Annotated in this window: 25 protein-coding genes and 1 pseudogene; 4 read left to right on the forward strand and 22 right to left on the reverse strand. The window is 41.3% G+C overall.

All coding sequences use genetic code 11. The features are described 5' to 3' along the window. Positions 1-42: 42 nt before the first annotated feature. Genes FTU44_RS13970 through FTU44_RS13980 form a run of 3 tightly spaced genes read left to right on the forward strand, consistent with a single transcriptional unit; the run spans position 43 to position 2,258 of the window. Positions 43-264: a hypothetical protein gene (locus tag FTU44_RS13970; protein WP_004733007.1), complete on the forward strand. Its 222-nt coding sequence runs from the start codon at positions 43-45 to the stop codon at positions 262-264. 18 nt (positions 265-282) lie between these two features. Further along, the gene (locus FTU44_RS13975; RefSeq protein ID WP_180051176.1) at positions 283-1,149 is read left to right on the forward strand and encodes a lysophospholipid acyltransferase family protein; all 867 of its coding nucleotides are present in this window, start codon (positions 283-285) and stop codon (positions 1,147-1,149) included. Between the two features lie 11 nt (positions 1,150-1,160). Then, entirely contained in the window at positions 1,161-2,258 is a 1,098-nt protein-coding gene (locus FTU44_RS13980; RefSeq protein ID WP_005095725.1) for a glycosyltransferase, read from the forward strand. Here FTU44_RS13980 and FTU44_RS13985 read toward each other — a convergent pair. The 17 genes from FTU44_RS13985 to mazG form a co-directional block, all read right to left on the reverse strand. Beyond that, a complete protein-coding gene (locus FTU44_RS13985; RefSeq protein ID WP_005095722.1) occupies positions 2,251-3,192 on the reverse strand; it encodes a glycosyltransferase family 2 protein in 942 nt (313 codons plus the stop codon). The genes FTU44_RS13980 and FTU44_RS13985 overlap by 8 nt on opposite strands. Positions 3,193-3,218: 26 nt before the next feature. After that, positions 3,219-4,274, reverse strand: a complete 1,056-nt coding sequence (locus tag FTU44_RS13990; protein ID WP_180051179.1) for a glycosyltransferase — start codon at positions 4,272-4,274, stop codon at positions 3,219-3,221. A 6-nt stretch (positions 4,275-4,280) separates the two neighbouring features. Next, positions 4,281-5,093 carry a glycosyltransferase family 25 protein gene (locus FTU44_RS13995; RefSeq protein ID WP_373686019.1) on the reverse strand — a complete coding sequence of 271 codons (813 nt, stop codon included), beginning with the start codon at positions 5,091-5,093 and terminating at the stop codon, positions 4,281-4,283. Between the two features lie 2 nt (positions 5,094-5,095). Beyond that, entirely contained in the window at positions 5,096-5,839 is a 744-nt protein-coding gene (locus FTU44_RS14000) for a hypothetical protein (RefSeq protein ID WP_005172634.1), read from the reverse strand. Positions 5,840-5,877: 38 nt separating this feature from the next. Then, positions 5,878-6,600, reverse strand: a complete 723-nt coding sequence (locus tag FTU44_RS14005; RefSeq protein ID WP_074384044.1) for a glycosyltransferase — start codon at positions 6,598-6,600, stop codon at positions 5,878-5,880. A gap of 128 nt (positions 6,601-6,728) precedes the next feature. Further along, a complete protein-coding gene (locus tag FTU44_RS14010; protein WP_074384043.1) occupies positions 6,729-7,655 on the reverse strand; it encodes a branched-chain amino acid transaminase in 927 nt (308 codons plus the stop codon). 24 nt (positions 7,656-7,679) lie between these two features. After that, entirely contained in the window at positions 7,680-10,430 is a 2,751-nt protein-coding gene (glnE, locus tag FTU44_RS14015; protein WP_180051184.1) for a bifunctional [glutamate--ammonia ligase]-adenylyl-L-tyrosine phosphorylase/[glutamate--ammonia-ligase] adenylyltransferase, read from the reverse strand. A gap of 84 nt (positions 10,431-10,514) precedes the next feature. Further along, entirely contained in the window at positions 10,515-11,783 is a 1,269-nt protein-coding gene (locus FTU44_RS14020) for a HAMP domain-containing sensor histidine kinase (RefSeq protein ID WP_180051187.1), read from the reverse strand. A gap of 704 nt (positions 11,784-12,487) precedes the next feature. Then, positions 12,488-13,021 (reverse strand): ribosome biogenesis factor YjgA, encoded by a 534-nt coding sequence (gene yjgA, locus FTU44_RS14025; protein WP_005172645.1) that lies wholly within the window; start codon positions 13,019-13,021, stop codon positions 12,488-12,490. Between the two features lie 2 nt (positions 13,022-13,023). After that, the gene (locus FTU44_RS14030; protein WP_034608740.1) at positions 13,024-13,293 is read right to left on the reverse strand and encodes an HPr family phosphocarrier protein; all 270 of its coding nucleotides are present in this window, start codon (positions 13,291-13,293) and stop codon (positions 13,024-13,026) included. Then, the gene (rapZ, locus tag FTU44_RS14035; protein WP_005172647.1) at positions 13,290-14,141 is read right to left on the reverse strand and encodes an RNase adapter RapZ; all 852 of its coding nucleotides are present in this window, start codon (positions 14,139-14,141) and stop codon (positions 13,290-13,292) included. Before rapZ ends, FTU44_RS14030 begins: the two co-directional genes overlap by 4 nt. Positions 14,142-14,159: 18 nt before the next feature. Further along, entirely contained in the window at positions 14,160-15,008 is an 849-nt protein-coding gene (gene panC, locus FTU44_RS14040; RefSeq protein ID WP_005095700.1) for a pantoate--beta-alanine ligase, read from the reverse strand. A 1-nt stretch (position 15,009) separates the two neighbouring features. Then, positions 15,010-15,819, reverse strand: coding sequence for a 3-methyl-2-oxobutanoate hydroxymethyltransferase (gene panB / locus FTU44_RS14045; RefSeq protein ID WP_074384037.1), 810 nt, complete (start codon positions 15,817-15,819; stop codon positions 15,010-15,012). 53 nt (positions 15,820-15,872) lie between these two features. Then, positions 15,873-16,358, reverse strand: coding sequence for a 2-amino-4-hydroxy-6-hydroxymethyldihydropteridine diphosphokinase (gene folK, locus FTU44_RS14050; protein ID WP_005172653.1), 486 nt, complete (start codon positions 16,356-16,358; stop codon positions 15,873-15,875). After that, positions 16,355-17,827, reverse strand: a complete 1,473-nt coding sequence (gene pcnB / locus FTU44_RS14055) for a polynucleotide adenylyltransferase PcnB (RefSeq protein ID WP_180051190.1) — start codon at positions 17,825-17,827, stop codon at positions 16,355-16,357. The genes folK and pcnB overlap by 4 nt, the downstream gene beginning before the upstream one ends. A 136-nt stretch (positions 17,828-17,963) precedes the next feature. Next, a complete protein-coding gene (locus FTU44_RS14060) occupies positions 17,964-18,377 on the reverse strand; it encodes a ComEA family DNA-binding protein (RefSeq protein WP_180051193.1) in 414 nt (137 codons plus the stop codon). Next, positions 18,337-19,149, reverse strand: a complete 813-nt coding sequence (gene mazG / locus FTU44_RS14065) for a nucleoside triphosphate pyrophosphohydrolase (RefSeq protein WP_100329225.1) — start codon at positions 19,147-19,149, stop codon at positions 18,337-18,339. Before mazG ends, FTU44_RS14060 begins: the two co-directional genes overlap by 41 nt. Positions 19,150-19,239: 90 nt before the next feature. Between mazG and FTU44_RS14070 the strand changes: the two genes are divergently transcribed. Then, positions 19,240-20,010, forward strand: a complete 771-nt coding sequence (locus FTU44_RS14070; protein ID WP_180051196.1) for an SDR family oxidoreductase — start codon at positions 19,240-19,242, stop codon at positions 20,008-20,010. A 22-nt stretch (positions 20,011-20,032) separates the two neighbouring features. On the opposite strand, the gene FTU44_RS14075 is transcribed toward FTU44_RS14070, so the two are convergent. The 5 genes and pseudogenes from FTU44_RS14075 to FTU44_RS14095 form a co-directional block, all read right to left on the reverse strand. Beyond that, positions 20,033-20,629 (reverse strand): 4'-phosphopantetheinyl transferase superfamily protein, encoded by a 597-nt coding sequence (locus tag FTU44_RS14075; RefSeq protein WP_218944638.1) that lies wholly within the window; start codon positions 20,627-20,629, stop codon positions 20,033-20,035. Between the two features lie 144 nt (positions 20,630-20,773). Further along, the gene (locus FTU44_RS14080) at positions 20,774-21,469 is read right to left on the reverse strand and encodes a hypothetical protein (protein ID WP_005172668.1); all 696 of its coding nucleotides are present in this window, start codon (positions 21,467-21,469) and stop codon (positions 20,774-20,776) included. Positions 21,470-21,490: 21 nt separating this feature from the next. Continuing rightward, entirely contained in the window at positions 21,491-23,542 is a 2,052-nt protein-coding gene (locus tag FTU44_RS14085) for a hypothetical protein (RefSeq protein ID WP_180051202.1), read from the reverse strand. A gap of 2 nt (positions 23,543-23,544) precedes the next feature. After that, on the reverse strand, positions 23,545-25,053 hold the full coding sequence (locus tag FTU44_RS14090) for a hypothetical protein (RefSeq protein WP_074384032.1): 1,509 nt from the start codon (positions 25,051-25,053) through the stop codon (positions 23,545-23,547). Between the two features lie 155 nt (positions 25,054-25,208). Further along, positions 25,209-25,323, reverse strand: a pseudogene (locus FTU44_RS14095) (IS5/IS1182 family transposase); the annotation flags it as partial.

Consider the following 25,323-nt stretch of genomic DNA (forward strand, 5'->3'; position numbering starts at 1 on the left):
AGTGGCATAATAGCGACAGTTTTCAATCTAAGGTAATTAGCAATGGCTATGCGTCCTGCAGTTCGTAATCGCAGCATTATGCTTATTGTATTTTCAGTGGTTCAATGGCTGTTCATGCGCTATATCCTTGCCAACAACCTGTTCAACCTCGATACCAATGAGCGTATTGTGTATTTTTGCCTGAGCAGTATTTTAGGTGCCCTGCTGATTTTTGTCGGTTTGATTTATATGGTGCTGAAAGGCAATCCGGACAAAGACCTATAATCTGACCATCTGGACACCATGTACACCCTACTTAAAAATTTCTCCAAGCTTCCATTAAGATTCATTCAAAATCTTGGGCAACTGGCTGGATCTCTTTTGTATCTCAGCCATTCTTCTGCACGCCGAGTGACCGAGATTAATCTGGCCTCTGCTTATCCTGAACTTTCTGAATCTGAACGAGCTGATTTGACTAAACGCAGTCTCAAAAGTCAGTGCATGACCTATGCAGAATCAGTCAAAATTTGGGGTTCATCTCCTGAATACGCGTTGTCTTTAATTCGAGATATACAAGGTGCAGATCTATTTATCCAAGCTTTGCAAAATCCTCAGGGCTGCTTGGCTGTGGTGCCTCATTTTGGTACGTGGGAGCTATTAAATGTTTGGGTAAATCAACATACCTCCCCTGTGATTATGTATAAGCCCAGCAAGAATCAGGATGTTGACCGCTTTATGCTTGAAGCCCGGCAACGCCTGAATGCAACACTGGTTCCTACAGATGATTCTGGTGTACGTGCTTTATTTAAGCATTTAAAACAAGGTGGTTTTTCTGCAATTTTACCGGATCATGTCCCTAAAGAAAGTGGTGGAATCTATTCTTATTTTTATGGTCAAAATGCGCTATCTTCCACGCTTCTTTCCAAACTTGCGGCTAAAACACAATGCTCTGTGGTTGGACTCAGTTGTTTAAGACGTGAAGATTTATCGGGTTATGATATTTACGTGACTGAATTATCAAATGATATTTTATCGAAGGATTTACAGCTTTCTGTCGATACTTTAAATAAAGAAATGGAGCGCATGATTAATGTCGCTCCAGAACAGTATTTGTGGGGGTATAAAAGGTTTAGGAAGCTTCTCGACTCATCCATACACATTTATAACTAAGGAAAATTAATATGAAAAAAATCATATTTATAGTTGATCATCTACATGGGGGAGGTGCTGAAAGAATAGCTTTAGATTTAGCTAAGTCTCTATCAAAAAATTATAAAGTAAAAATTGCTTTATTAGATAAACACAATATAAGGATGGATATTCCATCAAAAATAGAAATATTAAATATTGATGTACCTGATATTTTTTGTAAAGGCTCTTTATGGAGAAATAGAAATAATATATTAAAGAAAGTCGATATAGAAACAATAAAAAATACAATTAATAATGAAAAAGCTGATCTTATAATATTAACACATTACTATGCTTTTCAATTACTCAACCATTTAGATGGAAACGTATGGGCGTGGGTTCATGGTCAAATAGCAGATTTCAATGAATACAAAGCAACCAATATCTTTAGACTATATAAAGAAAAAAGAAGACTCTATCTACAAAAAAAATATATGAATAATATCTTTTATGATAAGAAAATCATATTTGTTAATAGTGATTTGGAAAACACCTATAATAATAAATTATTTTTAAATAAATCAAGAACAATTTACAATGGAATTGACTTCTCAAGATTAGACACTAACATTAATACAAATAAAAAATATTGGGATATTATATTCGTAGGACGATTAAGTCAGGAAAAACGACCTGATTACGCAATTAAAGCATTCCTCAATAGTAAATCTACAGGAAGAATGGCTTTAGTTGGAGATGGCCCCTTATTAGAAGATTTAAAAAAGTTAACAAGAGATTTAAATGGTGAAAATAGGATAGATTTTCTTGGTTGGCAAAAAGATGTATCTCAATTTATAAAAAAAAGCAAATACTTGCTTCTCACCTCTAAAATGGAAGGTTGTCCTCTTGTAATTGCAGAATCTATTATTCTTGGTACTCCTGTTATAGCATTTAATTGTTGTTCAGGCGTCGAATATCTTCTAAATTCAAAAAATCTTAGAAATGGATTAGTACCAAGTGGAGATATAAAAGCTTTAACTGATAAGATTGACAGTAGTCTAATAAATATCTATTCTCCTTCAAAAGAGGAAATAGATAGACTAAATATCAAACACATGACTAAACAATTTGAAGCATTAATTATCTAAACCGAAAAAAGTTCTTATAAAAAAAGAACAAAATAGGATGATTAAGCATTAACTTTTTTTTCCAATGGATATTTTCGACTCCTTGAAGCTCTCTAACTTCCTGCATTAATACTTTATTTTTGTTTAAAAAATTTCGATATTTCTTATAATTAAAGTTTAGAGAATATTCTATTAGTAATATTAATAAATGTAATTTTATAACATTAAACGAATCACATTTATATTGCTTATAAATATTTATACCATGCATTAAACTATCTATTTTTTTAGAGTGATTTTTAGAGTTTGTTATACTAGATTCTCGTTGATAGTAGAAATATAAACCATCTTTTATAAAATATAATTTAATACCATTTTTATATAAAAATGGTATAGTTAAAATATCTTCAAAAACCTCTCCTAATGGAAATATTTTATCTATAAAAAGACTCTTTTTAAAAACTCTAAAACAAGAAAACCATTTATTTTTTCTAAAGATAAATTCTTTATTTTTATTATCTAAAATCAGACATCCTTCTAGTTCATCAAAAAGAGATTCATGGGAATAGCTCCCCCCCCTTACAATAATAGGATTGAAATGAATAATATCTGGCTTAGAGCTATCAATTATATTTAAAATTTTTTCAATATAAGAATTATCTATCCAATCATCTGAATCTAAAAAAGCTATATAATCCCCTTTCGCATTTTTTAATCCATTATTTCTAGCAGCACTTAACCCCTGATTTTCTTGATTAATTACACAAATATTAAGACCAGCATAGTTTTCTATTATTTTCTTCACTAACTCCATAGACTGATCGGGGGTTCCATCATTAACTATAATACACTCAACATTTTTATTCATTTGCTCAAATAACGAATATAAACATTTTTCAATATAATTTTCTACCTGATAAACAGGAATAATTACTGATAATTTAATATTAATCATAAAAAACCATAAACATCTAATAACTATTAATTTTTAGTTAATTGCAAATAAAACTTAACTGCATAATTTTTAAAAAAATGTGGAGCTAAGATAGTTGAATATTTTTTCAAATCACTCAATGCATAATTAATTTTAATCGAAAGTTTAACTGTATCCTCAATAGGAACTAAATTAATAGATGGTAAAATTTCACTAGGCCCAGATGGACAATTAGTACTAATTACTGGTGTACCCAAAGCTAAAGCTTCTAGAATGACCAAGCCTAACCCTTCAAAATCAGAAGATACCACCATTAATTTTGCATGTTTTATATAAGGATATGGATTCTTTTTAAAACCTGTAAAAATAACCTTATCTTCTATCCCTAAGCTTTTAACCAATTTTTTAGATGATTCTAATAATTCACCAGTTCCAACTAAAACCAACTTTTCCTGAACATTTGCTTTTGCATAAGCTTCAATTAAAATATCATGTCGCTTTTGCCGCTTAAATTTCCCAACATTTACAATATAAGGCCCTTCAATTTCTGGCACATATTCATTTGCGGTTGAAATGACTTGATCAACATCAATCGGATTATAAATAGTAGTTATTCGACTTTCAGAACCAAATACTTTAATAAAATCTGTCTCGACACCTTTACTAACTGCCACGCACGGTTTTGCTAAATAAATTTTAGTCAACTCTTTTCTCATCCCTTCTAATCTTTCACCATATTCCAGACTAGTCGTGTTATGAATGACTAAGTGTACATTGGGCAACTGACTTTTTGATAATACAAAATCAACAGGAAATAAGTTTGATAGGACAAGATCAGGAGTACCAATATTTTTTAATATAAAATTATCAAATGCTTTTGCTGCAAAACCGGCACGCATAAATTTAGGAATTACACGATATTTTTGATAATCAAAAAAGTGAAGTTTTACACCCTCAGGAATCGGTAAATCAATAATATTTTTAAAATAAACAATGTGTGCTTCATGACCCGCATCAATTAAACCTTTTGCCAAGGTTAAAGCAAACCGTTCAGCGCCATTTCCCTGTAAAGTAAAAATAGCTAATATGATTGTTTTTTTCATGAAGCACTAATCCTGAATAAATCTTTTTTGATCTAGGTTAATCAACCTTTTTTCTGCTTTTCCCATGACCTGCAAATATCGCATTGCCATCGCAATCTGCCCAACCAATCGTCTTTTTTTAAATTTAATTTTTTCATTAATCGAGTTAAATTCAGGCTTAAAGTGTTCAGAACGTCCAATAGTTGAATCAAAACTTTCTTGCGTAATCAGACCATAAGCAGCAAGCTGATCTTCTTGAATAATCGCTGCGGGTTCAGCTTGTAAACATTGCAACTCATAAGTAGAGAATATAAATCCATCCGCAATTGCTGGTGCTGTCTGAGCCAAACGATTTAATAGTTTTTGCGCACCACTTGGATAAAGAATGTAACCTGCTGCTCCAGTACGATCTTGATATAAATTATATAATTCAACCTGCGCCTGATTTAAAGTTAATACAGGTATCCGGCTAATAATCTTTTTACGGCTTCTCACTTCTAAGTTAATTAAATCCACATCTTGAATGTGATGCTCTTTGATTTTCTTTAAAATTTCTTTTGTATTTGAAGCGAGTACTGCATCATCTTCAAGAATTAAACAAGGTTCATTCTTCTTCAGTACTTCTTCCCACGCTTTTTGATGGCTCAGAAAGCAGGCTACTTCCACTTTACGTAAAGGTCTTTGCCAACCAAAACCTAGTTTCTGGTACTGCTCTTCACTCAAGTCTGCAACTGAAAATGCATCTAATACTTCAAAATTTAAGCCTAATTTTTCAAATTGCTTTTTTTGAAAATCAAGACGATCCTGTGAGGTCTTTAAATTAATAATTAAAATATTCACATTTACCACCATCTCGTTTTATCACGAGTATGACGCTGTTTGAATCGTGAATACACATTGTTATTCTGATCAAGCTGCAATCTGTCAAAAACTTTCATCACAATTTGCCCAAGCTCATGGGTTTCACATATCTGCTCTAGACGCCAACGCATATTACGCAAGGTATCATCTGTCCCGACAGTAAATGCAGAAGTGCCATCAAATAAAGCATAGCGTTGTTGTTGCAATAAATCCTGATGCTGTAAATTGACTTCGAGTAACTGATCACACAAGAATCTTTCAGTTTCTTGAAGCTTAATCGTATTAATCAGTATCACTGCATTCATCAAAATTGCTTGTAATAGCGGATCATCTTCTAAATCAATAAAAGTATCACAAGCAGAAATTAACCACCGCGTGTTTAATGAAGCCAGTAAATAGTCGCGCTCAGTCATCCATAATGCTTTAAATTTTGCATAATTATTCGGAACATCCACTTCGCGGCGTATCAGAACAATTAAACTGGCATGATAATGATTCAGTGCAGACTGACCGACAAATTCCTGTTCAAGCTGTTCAATATGCTCATTTAAATCTTTAGCAGAACCATGGGTATAGCGAGTTTCTTTACCATCAATGATCTGTTTTTTAAGCGCATCAAGATCTACATCATTAAACTGAGCATAGACCTTATCCGCTCCAAATCGACGCTGATGGCGACTAAATGAAAACCATTGTTCGAACTTACTCTTCTTTCTTACAGGCATTTGAAATCAAATCTCTTTCAATTTCACATTAGTTCAACTTACTGCCAAGCATCCTTAATCCACTGCGATGGCAACACATAACGGTACCATTTTCCACCACCACCATTGACTGCATCAGGTGGATTAATTTCACCATGAAACACAATAATTTTGGCACCTTCAGGCTTCACTGGGGGCTTGAAATAAGCCATCGGAATTTTTTGCAGGCAATGATATTTATAACTCTTACACCAGCTTTCCGGCCAATAAGTCTGCTTGCCCTCTTTATCTACATACCAAGACAAATAAGCCTGCTCATTACGGAATTTCTGACGGATTTCATCAAAATTTTCACGGAAATACGGTAAAAGTCCCGGAAATGCACCCAGTTTAAAACGATACACCGAACTGTTGCCGGTAATCCGCCAAGGACGTTTCCAGTCATGGATAATCAGAAAATCACCCGGATAGCTAAAGAACTCATCGATGTTATCGACAATCACCACATCAAGATCGAGAAATAGCGCATTGCCCTCTAAACCATACAGATCAGGTTCAAAAGTGGACAGCTTATTCCAGCCACGTTCAGGCGCACCTTCAGGCAATGCCAAAGGTGGAATTGGGAAACATTGTACTTCAGGATTAATTCCTTCAGTACGATCCGTCAGACAGACCATTTTGAAATCGACTGTCGTATGTCGTTTAACCATGTTGTATAAACGATTGACATATTCAGAACCGTATTTGGTTCCCCATTTCATACAAATAACGATGTTACTCATTGCGTATGCCTAAGCTCATCTTAAAATCTTCTGGATACCGAATATGATGACATAAGTTCGGCAGAATAAGTATATCCCTTAAAAAAAACCTCTCAAATGAGAGGTTTTTTCAATCAGTAAATTATTACTTATTTCACGTAAGTTAGCCAATGTGCATATTTAGGATCTTTACCCTGAACTGCATCAAAATAAGCTTTTTGGATTTGCGTCGTGATTGGACCACGGACACCTTCACCAATTTGACGGTCATCATATTCACGGATTGGGGTCACTTCCGCAGCAGTACCGGTAAAGAACGCTTCATCGGCAATATAGAATTCATCACGGGTAATACGGCGTTCAACCACGTCATAACCCAAGTCTTTGGCAATGGTAATAATGGTTTGACGGGTAATACCATCCAGCGCACCACCAGCAATATCAGGGGTATGAATTACACCGTCAGTCACCAGGAATACGTTTTCGCCTGAACCCTGGCATACATAGCCTTGTGGATCAAGTAACATGGCTTCGTCATAACCCGAATGCGCGACTTCCTGATGCGCCAGAATCGACAGCGTGTAGTTCCCAGATGCTTTGGCTTTACACATGGTCACGTTTGGATGATGGTGGGTAAATGATGAAGTTTTCACGCGAATACCCTTCGCCATAGCTTCTTCACCCAAGTAAGCACCCCAGCTCCATGCCGCAACCACAGCATGAATCGTGTTATCAGTTGCAGCAATACCCAGTTTTTCAGAACCAATAAAAAGGATTGGACGTAAATAGCAAGATGCCAGTTTATTTTCACGCACCACATCAATTTGCGCTTGTTCTAATGTTGCATGATCAAATGGAACTTTCATTTGATAAATTTTTGCAGAATTCAACAAACGCTTGGTATGTTCTTTTAGACGGAAAATAGCCGTTCCATTCGGAGTTTCATAAGCTCGGACGCCTTCAAACACACCCATGCTGTAATGCAAAGTATGGGTTAATACGTGGGTTTTCGCCTCACGCCAGTCAACCAGTTGTCCATCTTGCCAAATAAAACCATCACGATCAGCCAAATTCATGCCACAAACTCCAATTTTTCACAATTATTCACTATCCAGCGCAAAGCTTGCACTTGGATCAATTAGTCTTTGCCATAACTTGCAAACGGTCATTCGGGTATCGTGCCAGTCGCTTGCAGACACTTGCATGGATTGATTTGCAAGGGCTAAGCGGTGGCTCTCGGCGCGTTCACTGAGATAAGCTTGAATCAGAGCAGTCGCATCGTCGCTGGATAAGCAACCTGATTTTGCGGTATCCTCAAGAATTCTTACATTGTCGGAGAAATGGGCGAGATCTTTATTCGTCCCACTCCAGGCCAACACCGCATACTGTGCCATAAATTCGATGTCTACGATACCACCTGTATCTTGTTTTAAATGAAAAATTCCATCTTTTTTCTGCGCTTTGGAGGAGCCCAGATGATCCTTCATTTTCTGACGCATTTTCAGCACTTCTGCCCGCACATAATTTTCATCACGAGGCTGAATCAAAATATTACGGCGTAAGATTTCAAATTTTTGTCTTAGGCTTAACTCACCTGCAATTGGACGCGCGCGCACCAAGGCTTGATGCTCCCATAACCAGGCACTCTTAAGCTGATATTGTTCAAAGGCTTTCAGACTGGTGACCAAGAGTCCTGCTTCACCTGAAGGACGTAAACGGGTATCGACTTCATAGACCCGCCCATCCAGGGTTTGCGTGGTCATCAATGACATGAATTTTTGTGCTACACGCATGGCAAACTCAAAACCACTAATCGGCTTGAGTCCATCTGTATCGGCCTGTTCTCCCATAAAATGAATAAATACTAAATCCAAGTCCGAGCCATAACCCAGTTCAATGCCACCGACCTTGCCATAACCAATGACCGCAAAAGCAGTATGCTCGATTGAACAGCGCTTGCCTTCGGCATCCAGTGGAAAACCATGCCTTTTGGCCACCATCTGATAGGCCAAATGCAGAGCTGCATTAACGGATACTTCGGCAATATCGGTTAAGGCATCAGAAACTTTCATCAAAGGACTTTCAGCCAGAACATCACTGGCTGCGACGGCCAAGACATTGGATTTTTTAAACAGGCGCAATACCCGCATCTGATCTTCAACCTGATCAATCTCAATACGGAGTAATTGCTGGCGTAAAGAATCTTCCAGATCCTGTCGTTTCGGTAACTCAAAATCCATCGACAGAAACTCATCCAGCAATACCGGATATTGCGAGAGTTCTTCACAAATCCAGGGACTCACCGTGGCCATTTTGACCAGTCGTTGCAGTGCGCCTTTACTTTCAATCAGCATGACCAGATAGACAGTACGGCGCATCACCGACTCAACCAAGGGCATGAGACGCAACAACGCCATTTGCGGCTTGGCAGACTCCAGAATCGCTTCAATCAGATAAGGCCAAAAGGTTTTTAAACGTTGAATCGCCTTGGCCGGTAGCTTTTTCAATGCATGACCATGCCAGAATTCATGAACCAGATTCTTGGCGGCATCATCCAGAACATCGTTGAGCTTCTTTTCCAGCTGGACAAAACTTTCGACCTGGGCTTCCGGTTCATTTTCCTTAATCAGATGCTCAAACTGATAAATGACTTTGGCTCGCTTCTGGTTCAGGACAGTCATAAAATCTGACCAGTCTGCAAAACCTAAGGTCTCTACCATTCGCTGACGTAAATCAGGCTCAGTCGGTAAAGATTGGGTTTGTTGATCGTTTAAGGCCTGAATCGCATGTTCCACCCGGCGCAGGAACAGATAGGCATCTTCCAGATCTTGGACTGCCTGTTCATCCAAGAGTTCAGCATCATCGAGATGGTTCAGATTGACCAGACATTGGCGATCCTGCAATTCAAGTTTGGCTCCACCATAAATCAGCTGAAAGACCTGCACGATAAATTCAACTTCGCGAATACCGCCAGCACCGAGCTTGATATCATCTTCAATATTACGCCGCTGGACTTCACGCTCGATCATGGTTTTCATTTCGCGCATGGCTTCAAAAGCACTGTAATCCACGTATTTACGAAAGACAAAAGGACGGGTCATGTCAAGCAGGGCATCACCTTCCGGACTTGGATTGACAACACGCGCCTTGATCCAGGCGTAGCGCTCCCATTCCCGGCCATGCTGACTTAAGTATTTCTCTAAGGCCACATGACTAATGGCCAGGGCTGAACCATCACCCCAAGGACGCAGACGCATATCGACCCGAAACACAAAACCATCCGCCGTGATCTGATCCAGCAGGTGAATCAGTTTTTGTCCCCACAGGATGCAAAACTGCTGCACATCGATACATTTGCGTCCATCGGTTTCACCCTGTTCGTCGAAGGCAAAAATCAGGTCAATATCACTGGAAAGATTGAGTTCTTGCGCGCCGAGTTTGCCCATAGCGATGACAATAAGATCCTGAACTTTACCGTTATAAGCAATCGGCTGGCCATACTTGGCAGCAATCGGCATACGGGCAAAATCTTTGGCTGCACAAATACAGGCATCGGCAAAATCGGAGAGTTCTTGGGTGAGGGTAATGACATCGGTGAGTTGATTGGCATCCTGCCAGATCCAGCGAAACATCAGGCGGGCCCGCAGAATACGCATGGCGCGCATCCAGGCGGCTTCGTCTATAATATTCAGGATACAGTGCTGCACCAGCTGATCAATATATTCCCGACTGAGTGCAGCCTGAAACTGGTCAATTGCATAATCCTGTTCCAGGAGGCTCTGGTGATTGGCCAATACCTGTTCAGCATATTGGCTTGCTCTTAAGGTTTTTTGCAATTGTGTCGCATTCATCACTCAACTCTTCCCCCGAAACGTTCTGCTTAGTTATAGCAGGAGTTTTGTCTCAGGGGGAGTGTTTTAGTTTGAAATTATCTTTTAGGATTTCTCAGCATGCAGATCTTCAAGCACCAGTGCCTGATGATCATTGGTGACCATTGGCAAACGCACCGTAAAGGTCGTACCTCGACCTTCTTTTGAATCCACCGCGATTTGACCATGATTCAGATCAATAAAGCGCTTGCACAATACCAAACCTAAACCAGCACCTTTCTCTTCAGCGGTACCTCGGACACTCACCATCAACGTCGGCTTGAACAGATTCTGTATCTGCTCTTCAGTCATGCCCAGACCGGTATCCTGAATGGTGATTTTAACCTGCTCACCGTCCATTTCTGCCTCTAAAATGACTTTACCGCCTTGATTAACCGGGGTGAATTTCAGCGCATTGGAAACCAGATTCTGCAACACTGAAGTAATCATATTGATATCCGCATGGACTTTAATGTCTTCGGGAATATTGTCGATTAATTCAATTTTTTTATTCAACGCCAGACTGTGCAATACACTGCAGACAATTTTACTGGATTGCTTGAGTTCATAATTAATCGGATGATATACAAAGCGTCCGCCCTCGGCCATGGCCCAGGTCAGCAAGCTTTCCAGCAGGTTATAAGTCGATTGTGCATTATCATATAAATAATCCGCGATACTCTGAATACTGGACTCATCCAAGGTATCACGTTCCTGCGCCAGAACTTCGGAAAAGCCCAGCAGGCCATGAAATGGCGCACGCAGATCATGTGCGATGATCTGGAAAAATTTGGTTGTACTAAAGTTTTGTGCACATTGCTGTTCGTATAGTTCTTTCAGCTCAGTATGTTCTTCATTGAGTTGGATTCGAATTACTAAACTTTCAGCAAATTGCTTAACGGTCTCAATATCATCCTGATCAAACCTGTCAGTTTGATCATCAAAAAAAATCACCTGACCTAGCGGCTGACCAGCATTCGCTTTTAAATTAAATGCGACCAGTCGGTGATGCGCCACACCCAGCTCTTTCACATAATTCGACAATTCTGCATAAGCAGGATGAGTCTGGTCGATGACATCTGCCTGTTGCAGATATGTAGGGATGGCAATTTCCTGCGGAGCATGCAAGGCCCGAAAACCGTGCGGACAGCTGTACCAGATATAAGGCTCCATATGGAATCCAATAATACTGGTTTTAACGCCTAGGACTTTACGGGCAACCTTACAGAAGGTGTCTAGTAAATTATTGGAGGTGTAGACGCCTAAAATGAGAGATATACGACATGAGCTTAAAAGCTCCGTATTCTGACCGACCTCTAGCAGTTTTAGTTCCATGTCTGCCTCTCTGAATATGTATGGAATATAGAAAACACTGCCGACCAAATTTATACAATCAATAACAAAGATTCTATATTTACTGAACGCTGAAAACTCACCTATAGGTTAAAGGATTTGTTAATCTGTTTCTATCCAAATACACTCATAACCGCAAGGCACTGATATTTAATTAATTAAGAATAACTTGAAAATTTAATCTTCAAAAAAAAGTCTGCTTAAGTATTTGAAACTCAATATCTAAGCTAAAATTAAGCATGTTTATTTGTATTTACTTTAACATACTCTTGACCAAAAAATACTCAGCATCGATTTTTATCCCCTTTTAAATAAAAGTTAATGGTTTTTCAACTATATAGATTTAAATTTCGTTTAAAAAATAAATTAGATTGGCTTCACTCTCTAATAACGCTCAAAATTCATTTTTTATTTTTAAAAAATACTTAACAATGATCTTGAGTCTCAACTTAAAGTCTCAAAAAAACTGTCTGAAAGATAGCCTTTGAATTGTAAAGAAATTACAGTCTTTAACAAATTAATTGCGAAAATTTTGTGATTTTTTATCACTCAAGCTTACATTAAAAATGGAAATTTCATGCTGAGGACGAATGAATCCAATTCAGGGTATTTTTTACACAAGGAACAGCGCACTTAAGGTAAAGACAAAAAAAAGCGGCCTAAAAAGACCGCTTTTTAACGAAGAATTAATTGTCTGAAATTAACGCCACTTGCTGTACATAGTTAAATAACTTTAACTTAGACGCATTGACCTCTGCTTCAGGTGCCTGATTCTTTAAATCACGGTGTACGCGAAGATAATGCTGACGCAAGGTATGACGCTCTGTGGCATTATAGGTTTTGGTAAATTCATTAATGGCTGGGTCACCATCTTTGACAATTCGATCGACCCAACGCTGTAATTGGGCTGTCTTTTTAAGACCTTGTTTTGGTGTTAAATAAGATAAAATCACCGTTTCATTTTCATTGCGCAGTAATTTACCAATACGTGAAAATTGACGGCGACGTGCTTCATGTGAGGTAAATTCCTGTACATCGAGCAATGCTTCAATCAAACGCTCTTCAACAGGCAAGTTTTTAATTTGTTTAGCACTCAGCTCAGCCAGCTGTGCACCCAAAGCCGCCATACGCTGGACTGCTTTTTTCTGTTCGGTTTTACTTGCGCGTCCCTCTAAAGAATCGAAATCTTCTTCAGTTAAACTGTTCGGTCGACGTGCCACGATTAATCTGCCTCATAAAATTTTGCTGCAAATAGTGCCTGAATTTCAGATAAGGCTTTGTCCTCATCCGCTCCTTCAATCACCAAGCGTAAAGTTGTTCCTTTGCCCGCACCGAGCATCAGCAAGGACATGATATTTTTTGCATCTACCAGTTTGTCCGTTTTTCCAATCTGGATACTGGAACGAAATTTGGTAGTCACTTCTATAAGTTTACCAGATGCGCGTGCATGTAAACCCAGTTTATTAATTACGTCAACAGTGGTATCAATCATGACCAGTGCTTCATTTCTCGATGGAGGACTTGAATAGACCATTTTGCCTCAAGGGCTTTTTTTAGTCTATCCACAATGTAAACAGAACGATGCTGGCCACCGGTACAGCCAATTGACACAGTCATATAATGACGATGCCCTTCAGAAAAGGTTGGCAACCATTTGTCCAGAAAATGGTAAATATCATTAAACATATCTTCGACCTGATCGCTCTTTTGCAAAAACTCCTGCACCGGTTGATCGAGTCCTGAAAATTTGCGTAATTCCAGTTCCCAATGCGGATTCGGCAAATGCCGGACATCAAAGACATAATCGGCATCCAGTGGAATGCCATGCTTATAACCAAAAGACTGCAAAATCAGGATCAGGTTATCGGTCTGTCCCAACTTGGTCAATAAGGTATGTTTCAGGTCATGCACGCTTTTATCTGTAGTATCGATGTGCACGGTAGAACGCAGCTGGATGGGCATTAGCAGGATTTTTTCTTCCTGAATGCACTCGTTCAGACTCTTAAAGCGCGAAGCTAGAGGATGCGGCCGACGCGAGGCACTAAAGCGCGCAATCAGTTCCTGATCCTGCGTGGTCAGATAGATAATATCAACCGAGCCATGCTGTTGTAGCTGCTCGAACACATGATCAAATTCTTGCAAATCGGCACGGGTACTGCGTACATCGACCCCCAAAGCCAACTGTTCCAGATTGTTCTCACTGTGCAGTTTCGCCACGATTTCGGGAAGCAATGCCAAAGGCAGATTATCAATACAGTAATAACCCAGATCCTCAAGCACCTGCAATGCAGATGATTTACCTGAACCAGATTGTCCCGTGACAATTAAAATGCGCTTCATACATGCTACCCTTTCATCCTATCCGGCAGTGTATTTGACCTGCAGGTTATCGATCAGACGTGTATTACCTATCTTTGCAGCTACAAATAACACAACATCTTGATTAAACGTATGAATTTTTTTTAATTCTGGCGTTCGTGCTTCAACATAGTCTACGACAAACCCGACATCTGTTAAAGTCTGGCGAAGCTCGGCCAATACCGTATCCAGTTCAATCGCAGCATGGAGCTGCTGTTCAGCCTTTTGTAAGCTTTGATAAATGACCGGTGCGATTGCACGATGCTCTTGGCTTAGGTAACCATTTCGAGAACTTAAGGCTAAACCATCTTCTGCACGGGCAATTGGCACGCCAATCACTTCTAATGGAATATTCAGGTCTTGTACAAACTGGCGAATCACTGCCAACTGCTGATAATCTTTTTGCCCAAAGAAAGCATAGTTTGGCTGAACAATGTTAAACAATTTGGTCACCACCACCGCTACACCATCAAAATGGCCGGGGCGCTGCAAACCACACAAGTCATCAGTAATGTCAGAGATACTGATATTGGTCAGACGCGGTTTTTTGCCATACATTTGCTCAACCGTTGGCGCGAAGACGATATCACAACCGACGTCTGCCAAAAGCTGCTGGTCCTGCTCCAGCGTACGCGGGTAGTTATCAAAATCTTCATTGGGTCCAAACTGGATCGGATTGACAAAGATACTGACCACCACCACATCACACAGCTTACGCGCTTCACGTACCAGATTTAAATGACCCTGATGCAGATTGCCCATAGTCGGTACAAAACCAATAATCTTGCGGTTGGCACGTGCCGGATTAAGTGAGGCCGCGAGTCCCTGAATGGTGGTTTCTGTTTTCATCTTACAATTCAACCTGAAAAGTTTGTGCGGGTGCCGGGAAAGATCCATCCAAAACTGCAGCATGGTAAGCTTTAAAAGCATCCAGAATGGCAGTAGCACCCGATTGTTCCTGCATAAAATTACGGACAAATTTTGCAGTATGGCCAAAGGTTAAACCCAGCATGTCTTGTACTACCAAGACCTGACCATCAGTGGCTGCGCCTGCACCAATGCCAATCACCGGAATTTGTGGAAACAGTTCCGTGATTTCCTGACCCAATTGTGCCGGTACACATTCCAGCAGTAACAGTGCAGCACCTGCATCAACCACTGCTTTACAGTCTGCAATCAGTTGATCCGCTGCTTCACGGGTACGAGCTTGCAGCTTATAACCGCCAAAGACATGTACCGATTGTGGCGTCAATCCCAAGTGCACACAGACTGGAATACCGTTACGGGTCAGCACCTGCACGGTTTCTGCCAGCCATGCACCGCCTTCCATTTTCACCATTTGCGCACCGGCCTGCATCACGGTTTTGGAACTTTGCAAGGCATCATTTAAGGTGGCATAACTCATAAACGGCAAGTCAGTCATGATAAAGGCATGCTGGTTACCACGGCGTACCGCAGCGGTATGATAGGCCATATCAGCAACAGTCACTGGTAAAGTCGAATCGCGGCCCTGAATTGACATTCCCAAAGAGTCGCCAATCAGAATACTGTCTACTTCTGCAATTTCCATGGCTTTGGCCATGCTGGCATCATAGCAAGTCAGACATGAAAATTTGCGTCCATCTGCTTTGAAGCGTCTTAAGTCACTCAGACTGACCATGAAGATGTTCCTCTATGATTGAAGTTCTCGCGAACATACCCATAACTCAAAAATTAAATATTTGCCCAGTTTGTGTCATCGAGTACCGTTAAGGTCGATTGCTTGACGATGTCCAGGTCTTTTAAGGATGTAGCATGAACCTGTATTTCAGCATCAATGTCCAGCAACGGAATGAGTACGAAATCACGCTCTAACACGCCGACATGCGGTACAGTCAGGCGTTGATTCTGTATCTGTTCATCCCCGTAGATCAGCAAGTCCAGATCCAGCGTACGCTCGCCCCAATGACGCAAACGTACCCGACCGGCTTCCTGCTCGAAGGCTTGCAAATAATCCAGCAAGCTTAAAGCTGCCAGATTAGTATTCAACTGCACCACAGCATTCAGATAATTTGGCTGATCCTGTGGCCCCATCGGTGGACTTTGGTAAAGATGCGAGGTTTTTACCTGACCCAATGTCGCCAGTTTCTGTACAGCTTCTGCCAAAATCTGGCGTGAATCGCCTAGGTTACTGCCCAAACCAATATACGTCACGATCATTGTGTTGGCCCAAACACCACCTGGCTTAAATCACGTTGCACCCGCTTACGTTTCATAATCGGATGATCTGCGCCAATTTCACCACTGGCACTGGCTGCCACATGTGACAGGGTTTTCGCCTTGTCTTCAAACTTGGCTTTACGCACCCGGCGGTTACGTGGTTCAGGCTCATTGACTAAAGGCTCAATCTCGGCGAGATCCTGTTGTGCCGTCAGTTTCTGTTCCAGATGTTCTTCTTGAGTGGCCTTACGACGGCTCTTGGCACGCTGACGGTTGTACTGGCTAATGGCCCGTTCTTTCTCGTCACCGCTCATTTGCTGATAAGCATCCCACCAGCTGCCCATGCCTTGCGCCGTTGCATCGCCTGATTTTTCGCGCAACAGCAAAAAGTCAAATCCGGCACGGAAACGCGCATGACTAGACAAGGCCTCAATTTGTTGCGGTTTTGGATTCAGCAAACGGGTCTGCATTTCCCAGACTTCACGAATGAAAGTCTCGGCGAAGCGAGGAATAATGGTTCGGGTTGCCTGACGTTTCAAAACATCCAGACCCGCTTGGGCACGTGCTTCTGCTGCGACCACGCCTTTATTCAGATAAAACTCACAACGCTCGAGGAATGGCTGCCATAACAGTACCGCGTAGAAAAATGCAGGATTGATGGTCTTGCCAATCGAAATACGCTGATCGGTATTTTTCGCGGCACGCTCCATAAACGGCGTGATTTCAGCTTTGATATCGGCGAACAGCTGATGCCAGATTCCGAAATCAATCAGCATGGGCAACACACGATTCAGATGCCCCATGGTGAATAACTTTTGTGATTCATCATAGAGTCGATGCGGAGAGACATCACGCAGCAGCTGGGTCATTTCCGGCGTGAAAATATCCAGAATGGCTTCATCAATACTGAAATTCAGCTTGGCAGCAAAACGTAAAGTACGTAACATCCGCACCGGATCTTCTTCAAATCTTAAGGCCGGATCACCGAGCAAACGTAAAGTTTTGCTGTGAATATCATCTACAGCATTGCAGAAATCCAGCACAATCGCTTTACGCGGCTGGTAATACATTGCATTGATCGAGAAGTCGCGACGGGCAAAATCCTGCTCGATGCTGCCCCAGTTATTATCACGCAGAATCATCCCCGCGGCCGAGGTGACTGCTTTTTTTGGAGGTGCCCGGAAAGTGGCCACTTCAACCAGTTCCCGCCCTGAATAGACATGCGCCAGTTCAAAACGCCGTCCGATAATTCGACAACGTCGTCCGAATACTTCCTTGACCTGAGCCGGGGTTGCATTGGTAACTGCATCGAAATCTTTAGGATTCAAACCTAACATCAGATCTCGAACACCACCACCCACGATATAAGCTTCATAGCCTGCCTTGTTTAAGGCATCAATCACATCGAGAATATAAGAAGGTAATTGAGCGGTTGATAAACCACATTTTGACGCGCGCAAAGTTTGCAAAAGACGCTGTCTCCTACGTCTGAACGTAAAATTCTAAGATGACGCTAATCATATCGCTTACACGACTAAAGGGCAATTTGATTATGTCAATCCTGCCGCTCAGATTGATTCTGTATTTTGCATCAATTCAGTCTATTCACAACGCGAGTCTGGCCTTGTTTTTGGCAAATAATGCCGGCCCAATGCCTTTGACCAACTGAATATCTTCAATGCTTTTAAATTTCCCATTTTTCTGCCGGTACTCAACAATGGCTTGGGCTTTCTTTTGTCCCACGCCATGCAACTGTTGCAATTGTTCAATATTTGCACTATTTAAACTAATTCTATCACCTGTCGCTTGTACCGAAAGTGCCGGTTTTGCCAGATAGTGATCTGCTTTAGTCGATGCATTCTGTTGTTTGAGCCGTGCATCATGTTGCTGTTGTCTGGTCTTCCATTCCATATAATCGGTCGCAGTTGCATGTGCAGTTCCAATAGCAATATAGCCTAGCCAGAAACCCAGAAGAAGATTAATCCACGCCGGACCTGTTCGATGTTGTTGTTTGTTCATGCGCCGCTCTTTGTTTTAATTCTAATTTGGCCTGTTCCCAGAGCTGATCCAATTCAGCCAGTGACAAGCGGTCTATATTAAGTTGTTGTTTTTCCGCCTGATGTTCCATCAAGGCAAATCGAGTACGAAATTTATGGATCGTGCCTAATAATGCCATTTCACTCGAGATTCCAAGTTTACGGCCAACATTGACCAGAGAAAATAAGCAGTCACCAAATTCTTCCTGTATTTCATCGGAATTCTGGCTTGCCAAAGCTTCTTTTAACTCGGCCAGCTCTTCTTCTACTTTGTCATATGCCCCAGTGACATCGGGAAAATCAAAGCCGATTTTTGCAACATTTTTCTGGATTTCATCTGCCTGTACCAAGGCCGGTGCATGCTTGACCTCATCTAAACGGGAACGTGGCTTGCCCTGCTTTTCTTGCTGTTTAATTTCTTGCCAGAGCTGAGAGACATCTTCCGGGCTCAATTTTGCAAACTGTTCAGCCTGAAATACATGCGGATGACGGCGGATGAGTTTGTCGCTAATGGCCTGCACCACATCCTGAAAATCAAAAGCGCCCTGCTCGCTGTACATTTGCGACTGGAACACCACCTGTAACAGCAGATCGCCCAGCTCATCGCGAATCTCGTCAACATTTCCAGAACGTACCGCAGCTTCTACTTCATAAGCTTCTTCAATCGCATATTGGGTCAGAGATTCGGGAGTCTGCTGCTGATCCCATGGACATTTTTCACGTAATTCACGCATGATATTAAGCAATTGTTCCACTTTTAAAACCTCTTCTTTACCAAATAGTCGCGTCAATCTGCCTGTTTCTTGTTATGCTCAAGAAAAAAAGACAATAAGGAGATCAAGCACATGCACAGTATATTGATTAGTGGGGCAGCACAAGGAATTGGCGCCGCGACAGCCATGCTATTTTACCAGCACGGCTATAAAGTCGGTATTTATGATATCAATGTGGCACAGGCCGAACAGCTGGCCCAGCAACTGGGCGAACATGCCAAAGCAGGCTTTCTGGATGTGGCAGACTATACTTCCTGGGAAACAGCTTTGGCGGAGTTTTCAGCCTGGGCCGGTGAAATCAACATTCTGGTGAATAATGCCGGAATTTTATATTCAGGGCCTTTTGAAGACACCACAATTGCAGCGCATCATCGCACGCTGGATATTAATGTTAAAGGCCTCCTCAATGGCTGTCATGCCACTTTCTCTTATTTAAAAGAATCTTCATTTGCTCGTGTCATTAATTTATCTTCGGCATCCGCCATTTATGGACAGGCCGATTTAGCCTCTTATGCGACCAGTAAATTTGCCGTGCGCGGTCTGACTGAAAGTCTGGATATTGAATGGCAACCCTATGGGATTCGGGTGCTTGATGTGATGCCACTTTTCGTCGGTACAGCCATGGTGAAAGATATGCAGGCAGAAAGTATTAAAAAAATGGGGGTACATTTGAAAGCAGAGGATGTCGCACAGGATATTCTAAAACTGGTACAGCTTAAAGATTCCATCTGGCACGCTACGCACCATCCGGTTGGATTAAAAAGTAAATTTTTATTTCATCTATCACGTATGAGTCCACAGTTTGTGAACCGAATCAGCAACCTGTTGATTGCCAGACAATAGAGTCTATTTCTACTCTGCTGATTTAAACAGATTGGTGAATCTGGATTAGCGGAAATCTGAAACCCTTGCATGAATGCTCACTTTGCCAGGCCACGGTGAGCATACATCCTGCCATATTATAATTTTGATAGGCATAGACGCCGATCTCTGGATGTTCACATCTTCCACCATTCTGATCTGGATGAATCTGGGTATTTAACTCATTCAGGTTGATGCGTATGCCCAGTCCTGAGGCCTTTAATACAGCTTCCTTGGTGGTCCAGACCTTAAACCAGTATTCGGAATCATAGTCCAGTGCCTGCCACTGTTTAAGCTCTTCAGGATGAAAGGCATGTTGTGCCATGGCTTCAAATCGAACCTTACGGCTCAGCTCTTCAATATCAATTCCCAAATTTTGGACATTATTGCTCGTTGCCAGAGCATAGAAATTTTGACTATGGCTATGGTTAAAGTTGAAGTCTGGATGAGTGTGGAGATAGGGTTTGCCGAATTCAGTAATGCTAAAATCTGAAGACTGGATAAAATAATTAAGTTGATCTGAAAGCAATTGGTTACGATAGGCATAGATCGCACGTTTACGAAATTTGATTTGCTCTACACGTGATTGATGAAGTTCCATTGAAAAGAACTGATCTATTTTTTGCAAATAAATGTGAATATTACGCGACAATGGAAAGCTCTTGAAAACAGTTTGACTTTTTTCATTTTACGTCGCTAGATAAAAAAAGAAAGCCTGTTCGAAAACAGGCTAGCTTTATCTGTCTTAAATTGAATCTGAAATATCGACAGGTTTTGCTGCAGCAGATTCTGGGGCCTTAAAGTTCAAGCCAGCTTTTTTCATCAGTTGTGGATACTCAACCAATGCCATAGTCGAGTTTTTGGCAATGCCGGTGACATCGCTAAGCAGACCTTTGGCATCCATAAAAGACATGCCACTATTACTGATAGTACTTGGATTGCTCAGCAATTGCATAGACACCTGCTTACTATTTACGACCAGTTCGCGTGCAGACAGACCAGCAATGGCAAAGTTTGTCAGTGAGTTCATTAAATGCTGTTTCTGGCTGGTATTTAATGCATTAATACGCTCAAGTGTCGCAGCTTCATCTTTTTTCGAAGCTTCCAGAACCGCATTGGTTAGCTTGGTAATTTCTTTCTGGATCGCTTCTTTTTCTTTGACATCAGAAGTGGTTTTCAAGCTATTCAACTTGGTTTTCAGTTCTTCGCTGTCTTTTCGCTCAGCAAATAAGGTTGCCAATGCTGTACGACTCTGAATAAACATGGCATTGGTTGCTTGTGCCTGCTTAAAAAAACCGGCTAAATCCAGATTTTGTGAAGATGTACCTGTTGTTGTCTCCACTACTTTTGAGGCCAGACCACTGAGTGTTCCAAAACCTGCATGACTTTGTGATGTCAATACAGCACTTCCCAATATCAATATGCTTACGATTTTTTTCATAGTATTTCCCCTCATAATTCCTTACTGCCCTGAATCGGCTTTTTGCACGATCTGATTTAAAATTTTTGGTAATGCTTTAAACATTTGAATGTTGTACATGGCATGACGATGAGCAGTATTTATGCCTTTTAAATTAACTTCCTGTTGCAAACCTACAGCACCGACCCGCTCCTGTTTTTCATTAAAACGGCGTGCTCCTCCTGCCAATACCAAAGTGGCATCGCAGATGGATTGATCTGTATTGCATTTGATGGAATCTTCTTGAACCTGAATCTTAAATGCTGGCTGTAAACACTCTTCTTTTGGCACATACAGTTTCAAATCCAGCTGTTTTTTAAAGCCCGCATTTTCAGTCATTTTTACAATAGATGTTTTTAAACTGGTCTGCCCTTTAAACCCTGAACCTGTCGCATAAAACGGACGCTTGGATTGACTGGTAAACGCGTGGTAAATCAGTGGCCCAAATCCATAAAACGGAATCTCTCCAACCTGTTCAGTATGCAGATTTGAACAAAGCACCCGGGCAAGTTTTGAGTCACCGACAGCAGCGTGACTATCCACCAAGATGCTGTCTCCTGAACGTACCGGTAGACGATCATTTCCACTCACAGGAAAATCAAGCTGTGCTTTAACTTTATTGCCCTGACGCTCAACCACTGTAGCTTCCCAAGTGGGAATCAATACTTGACGTTGTGCAACTTTTTCACGGTTATAGACATGAATTTTCATGCCTGTGGTCAAGCGCTCACCCGTATCCTGAATCGTGATGGTATCGCTCCCCCCGCTCGATACCTGCAAATCGGAACGGGTAAATTGAATCCCTTTCTGAAATTGCTGACCTAATTTCACCAAAGCATTTTTGAGTGCCACTTCTTTACGCGTACCGAGTGAAAAACCCATACCTTGTGAAATGGTTTCACTTATTTCATCAGTCGCATGCGCGGAATAAATCACACGTCCCGAACGATCAATCATCTCAGCAAAAACTTCGCTATGTACCACTTGCTGCTGGGTCATCTTGCCGACTTGTTGCTGATAGCCAATCACAGGGATCACATTAATACGAATAAAAAATTCTGGTAGTTCGCGCTGGTGCTGGGTTTCCTGATTGCTTAACCCCGTCTGCTCACTGACACTTTGCGCCAAAGTGCTGTAACGTTTATTCACCGGCGTAAGGGTAAATGATGCATTCTCCCCGATGGCATCAGAAAAAATCTGCTCAATCAGGTCTTTTGATTCACCTTGGTAGGTCAATACATCTACGACCAAAGCTTTAGGCTTATTCAGCGCCTGACGGGTATTTGCCGAAATCTTGCTAAACTGGCTTGAAGTGCCACTCATCAACACCGGTAATGCCACTGCATAATCACTATCGGCATGTACAACTCTAATCAAATCTCCGGAATCCGAACTGAGTTCATCGTCTTTGGCAATGCCTTGATTGAAGCCTTTATCTAAAATCAGATAGGATTTCCAGCGATCAATCACCTTGGTCTGTACTTCAGACACCTTGAATTTCTTCTGGAGATCCTGAGTGAGTTGCTGGGTCAAGGTCAGCAAACTGCTTTGAAACTTCTGCTGGACGGCTTGACGTGTTGCAACAGTCTGAATCTCGGTCGACAACACCTGAATAGGCTGTGACAAGGTAGCACTATCGGTATAAATCACTTCCCCAGATAGAATATTGGTCAATTTTAAGCTTAAGGTGACTGGCAGAAAAATCTCGGCTGTAGATTCCTTTTGCACCACATATTCACTAGCACGCAAAACGTCCAGAGAAGCCACATAGCTTCGATGTTTATTCTGCTGGGAAATTGAAGCCACCACCTGATCTTGCAAAACCTGTTTCAACTGCTGCTCAAAAGTCTGTGCAACTTGTTTACGGATCACCTCGTTCGACACAGCCTTGCTAAAGTCACAGGAAATCGAGGAGGCATTTGCTTCTATATGATCTGCCGATTGACGACAAGGCAATTCCAAGCCATAAATTCCTTTAGCCGGAAAAACCTGAATATTGGCCTGCACACTTGCAGCAGTACCCATCAGGGCCATGGCAAGAGTAATTTTTTTCATGCTTATTTGCATTGGGTACCGCCAATACATAAGGTAATGGTATTCCCTGCTTGCAAACGTTCTGCATTAGACAGCACAGGATTTACCCGGCGTAAAGCTTTGGCCAGTTCAGCACTCAATGGCTTTTCACTTTTATAAGTCATGGTCATCTCGACCAGCTTGCCATCCTGGGTACGTATATCGATATTTTCTGCGCCGTCCATCTCATCTAAAGCCACATAGAGATCATCTCCCAAGCGGCTAGATACGCTACCCGATACACTTTTTACAAAAAGGGTAATTTCCTTACCATACATGCTACGGTTTTTCGAATAGGACAGAATTTGTGGACCGACTTCGGACAAGGTCATTTCGCCCAGTTTACCGGCAACATTGGTACGACACGAATTTGTCGTTGCAGCCATTGATGATTCCGTGCGGGTATCACCGCCCATCAGCGTGCCATCATCGACTGAATAAATTTTATAGCTGACAGCACCATCACACACAAACTGGCCGGTTACACCTGAACGACCACGGTCATAAATATAGGAGCTACCGACCATAAACCAGTCTGCTTTTTCCTGACGTGCAGCAACTGCAAGTTTTGCCAATTCTGCATCACTCAGCAATTGCTGAATAGACATACTCTTGCCTTTTAAATAACGGCTACGGAATAGATCCGAATCCATTAAACGTAGATCGTATTTAGATGCTGAGCCTGCAATTGCATTCAGTGTATGGTTTTCACGCTCTGGCTTTGTAGATGGAGTCTGATATTCCACATATTTTACAAAGTTTTGAATATCATTTTGGCGTTCAGACTGGCTATAACGTGCTGACTCACTGGCGTTATAACTCGCTGAAGCTGAAGATTTACCTGAATTATTGTGACTTGCTGAACGTGCTGCGACTCCTACACCCGCACCATAATAATTATCATATGCATAACCAGATGCAGCTGATGACTTTCCTTTCGATGAATATGATGAACTCTCGCTCGCTTTGGCACTTTCTTTGGCATCATAGCTGGCCTTTTCATCATAAGCATAGCTTTTATCAGAGAAGTACGAGGTAAATTCTTTGACCGGTTTAGAGTTATCACGCGGCACACCGAAATATTCATCCATCACGATCATGATCGGACTGGTTCGGCTATTCTTTTTGGATAAACCCAGGTCATTTAAGATCTGGCGAAACTCCTGATCATCCATTTCAATTGAAATAGAGGTGACCAGTTCTTTATTACTATTAGTTTGGCTGCCACGATTAAACACGTAGCCATTATCAACTTGTTTCACAATATCTGTTAGATGAGGCTGAGCATCCTGCATGGCTTGAGGACCATTAATTTTTTTGATTAAAGCAATGACTGCATCAGTTTTTGCATTATTCAATGCTTGATTACGTGTTCCTACCGGATCTTTTTTAATAATAGGGCTACTGCCCTCACCATTTACTTTGATCATTTCAGCACACGCGAGGCTTGGCAGGCCCATCATACAGATTAAAGCCAATGCAGTTTTTTTCATGTTCCCCTCACACCACCCCAATCGAGACAGTAATTTCTTATGATCTTTTTCAGCCAGCTTTCATTCTTGCGACTGAGTTAACAATTTAAAACAAATATAATACATATTACATAAATATTAAATTGATACTTATACTAAATGACTAGGGTGTGTCCTCATTTGGCTTTGCACCAAATAAATATACAGGCTATACGAATCATAGATTTATAATTGCGTGCCAGTTTATCAAATCGAGTTGCAATAGCACGGAAATGTTTTAATCTCGCAAAA

Origin of the sequence: Acinetobacter sp. YH12105 (genome assembly GCF_013419095.1) — a bacterium.
Lineage (GTDB): Bacteria > Pseudomonadota > Gammaproteobacteria > Pseudomonadales > Moraxellaceae > Acinetobacter > Acinetobacter pseudolwoffii.

What these genes read in the sequence shown, in the direction of transcription:
- FTU44_RS13970 (WP_004733007.1), top strand. Translation starts at nt 43, where the DNA reads ATGGCTATGCGTCCTGCAGTTCGTAATCGCAGCATTATGCTTATTGTA.
- FTU44_RS13975 (WP_180051176.1), top strand. Translation starts at nt 283, where the DNA reads ATGTACACCCTACTTAAAAATTTCTCCAAGCTTCCATTAAGATTCATT.
- FTU44_RS13980 (WP_005095725.1), top strand. Translation starts at nt 1,161, where the DNA reads ATGAAAAAAATCATATTTATAGTTGATCATCTACATGGGGGAGGTGCT.
- FTU44_RS13985 (WP_005095722.1), bottom strand. Translation starts at nt 3,192, where the DNA reads ATGATTAATATTAAATTATCAGTAATTATTCCTGTTTATCAGGTAGAA.
- FTU44_RS13990 (WP_180051179.1), bottom strand. Translation starts at nt 4,274, where the DNA reads ATGAAAAAAACAATCATATTAGCTATTTTTACTTTACAGGGAAATGGC.
- FTU44_RS14000 (WP_005172634.1), bottom strand. Translation starts at nt 5,839, where the DNA reads ATGCCTGTAAGAAAGAAGAGTAAGTTCGAACAATGGTTTTCATTTAGT.
- FTU44_RS14005 (WP_074384044.1), bottom strand. Translation starts at nt 6,600, where the DNA reads ATGAGTAACATCGTTATTTGTATGAAATGGGGAACCAAATACGGTTCT.
- FTU44_RS14010 (WP_074384043.1), bottom strand. Translation starts at nt 7,655, where the DNA reads ATGAATTTGGCTGATCGTGATGGTTTTATTTGGCAAGATGGACAACTG.
- glnE (WP_180051184.1), bottom strand. Translation starts at nt 10,430, where the DNA reads ATGAATGCGACACAATTGCAAAAAACCTTAAGAGCAAGCCAATATGCT.
- FTU44_RS14020 (WP_180051187.1), bottom strand. Translation starts at nt 11,783, where the DNA reads ATGGAACTAAAACTGCTAGAGGTCGGTCAGAATACGGAGCTTTTAAGC.
- FTU44_RS14030 (WP_034608740.1), bottom strand. Translation starts at nt 13,293, where the DNA reads ATGATTGATACCACTGTTGACGTAATTAATAAACTGGGTTTACATGCA.
- rapZ (WP_005172647.1), bottom strand. Translation starts at nt 14,141, where the DNA reads ATGAAGCGCATTTTAATTGTCACGGGACAATCTGGTTCAGGTAAATCA.
- panC (WP_005095700.1), bottom strand. Translation starts at nt 15,008, where the DNA reads ATGAAAACAGAAACCACCATTCAGGGACTCGCGGCCTCACTTAATCCG.
- panB (WP_074384037.1), bottom strand. Translation starts at nt 15,819, where the DNA reads ATGGTCAGTCTGAGTGACTTAAGACGCTTCAAAGCAGATGGACGCAAA.
- folK (WP_005172653.1), bottom strand. Translation starts at nt 16,358, where the DNA reads ATGATCGTGACGTATATTGGTTTGGGCAGTAACCTAGGCGATTCACGC.
- FTU44_RS14060 (WP_180051193.1), bottom strand. Translation starts at nt 18,377, where the DNA reads ATGAACAAACAACAACATCGAACAGGTCCGGCGTGGATTAATCTTCTT.
- FTU44_RS14070 (WP_180051196.1), top strand. Translation starts at nt 19,240, where the DNA reads ATGCACAGTATATTGATTAGTGGGGCAGCACAAGGAATTGGCGCCGCG.
- FTU44_RS14075 (WP_218944638.1), bottom strand. Translation starts at nt 20,629, where the DNA reads ATGGAACTTCATCAATCACGTGTAGAGCAAATCAAATTTCGTAAACGT.
- FTU44_RS14080 (WP_005172668.1), bottom strand. Translation starts at nt 21,469, where the DNA reads ATGAAAAAAATCGTAAGCATATTGATATTGGGAAGTGCTGTATTGACA.
- FTU44_RS14085 (WP_180051202.1), bottom strand. Translation starts at nt 23,542, where the DNA reads ATGAAAAAAATTACTCTTGCCATGGCCCTGATGGGTACTGCTGCAAGT.
- FTU44_RS14090 (WP_074384032.1), bottom strand. Translation starts at nt 25,053, where the DNA reads ATGAAAAAAACTGCATTGGCTTTAATCTGTATGATGGGCCTGCCAAGC.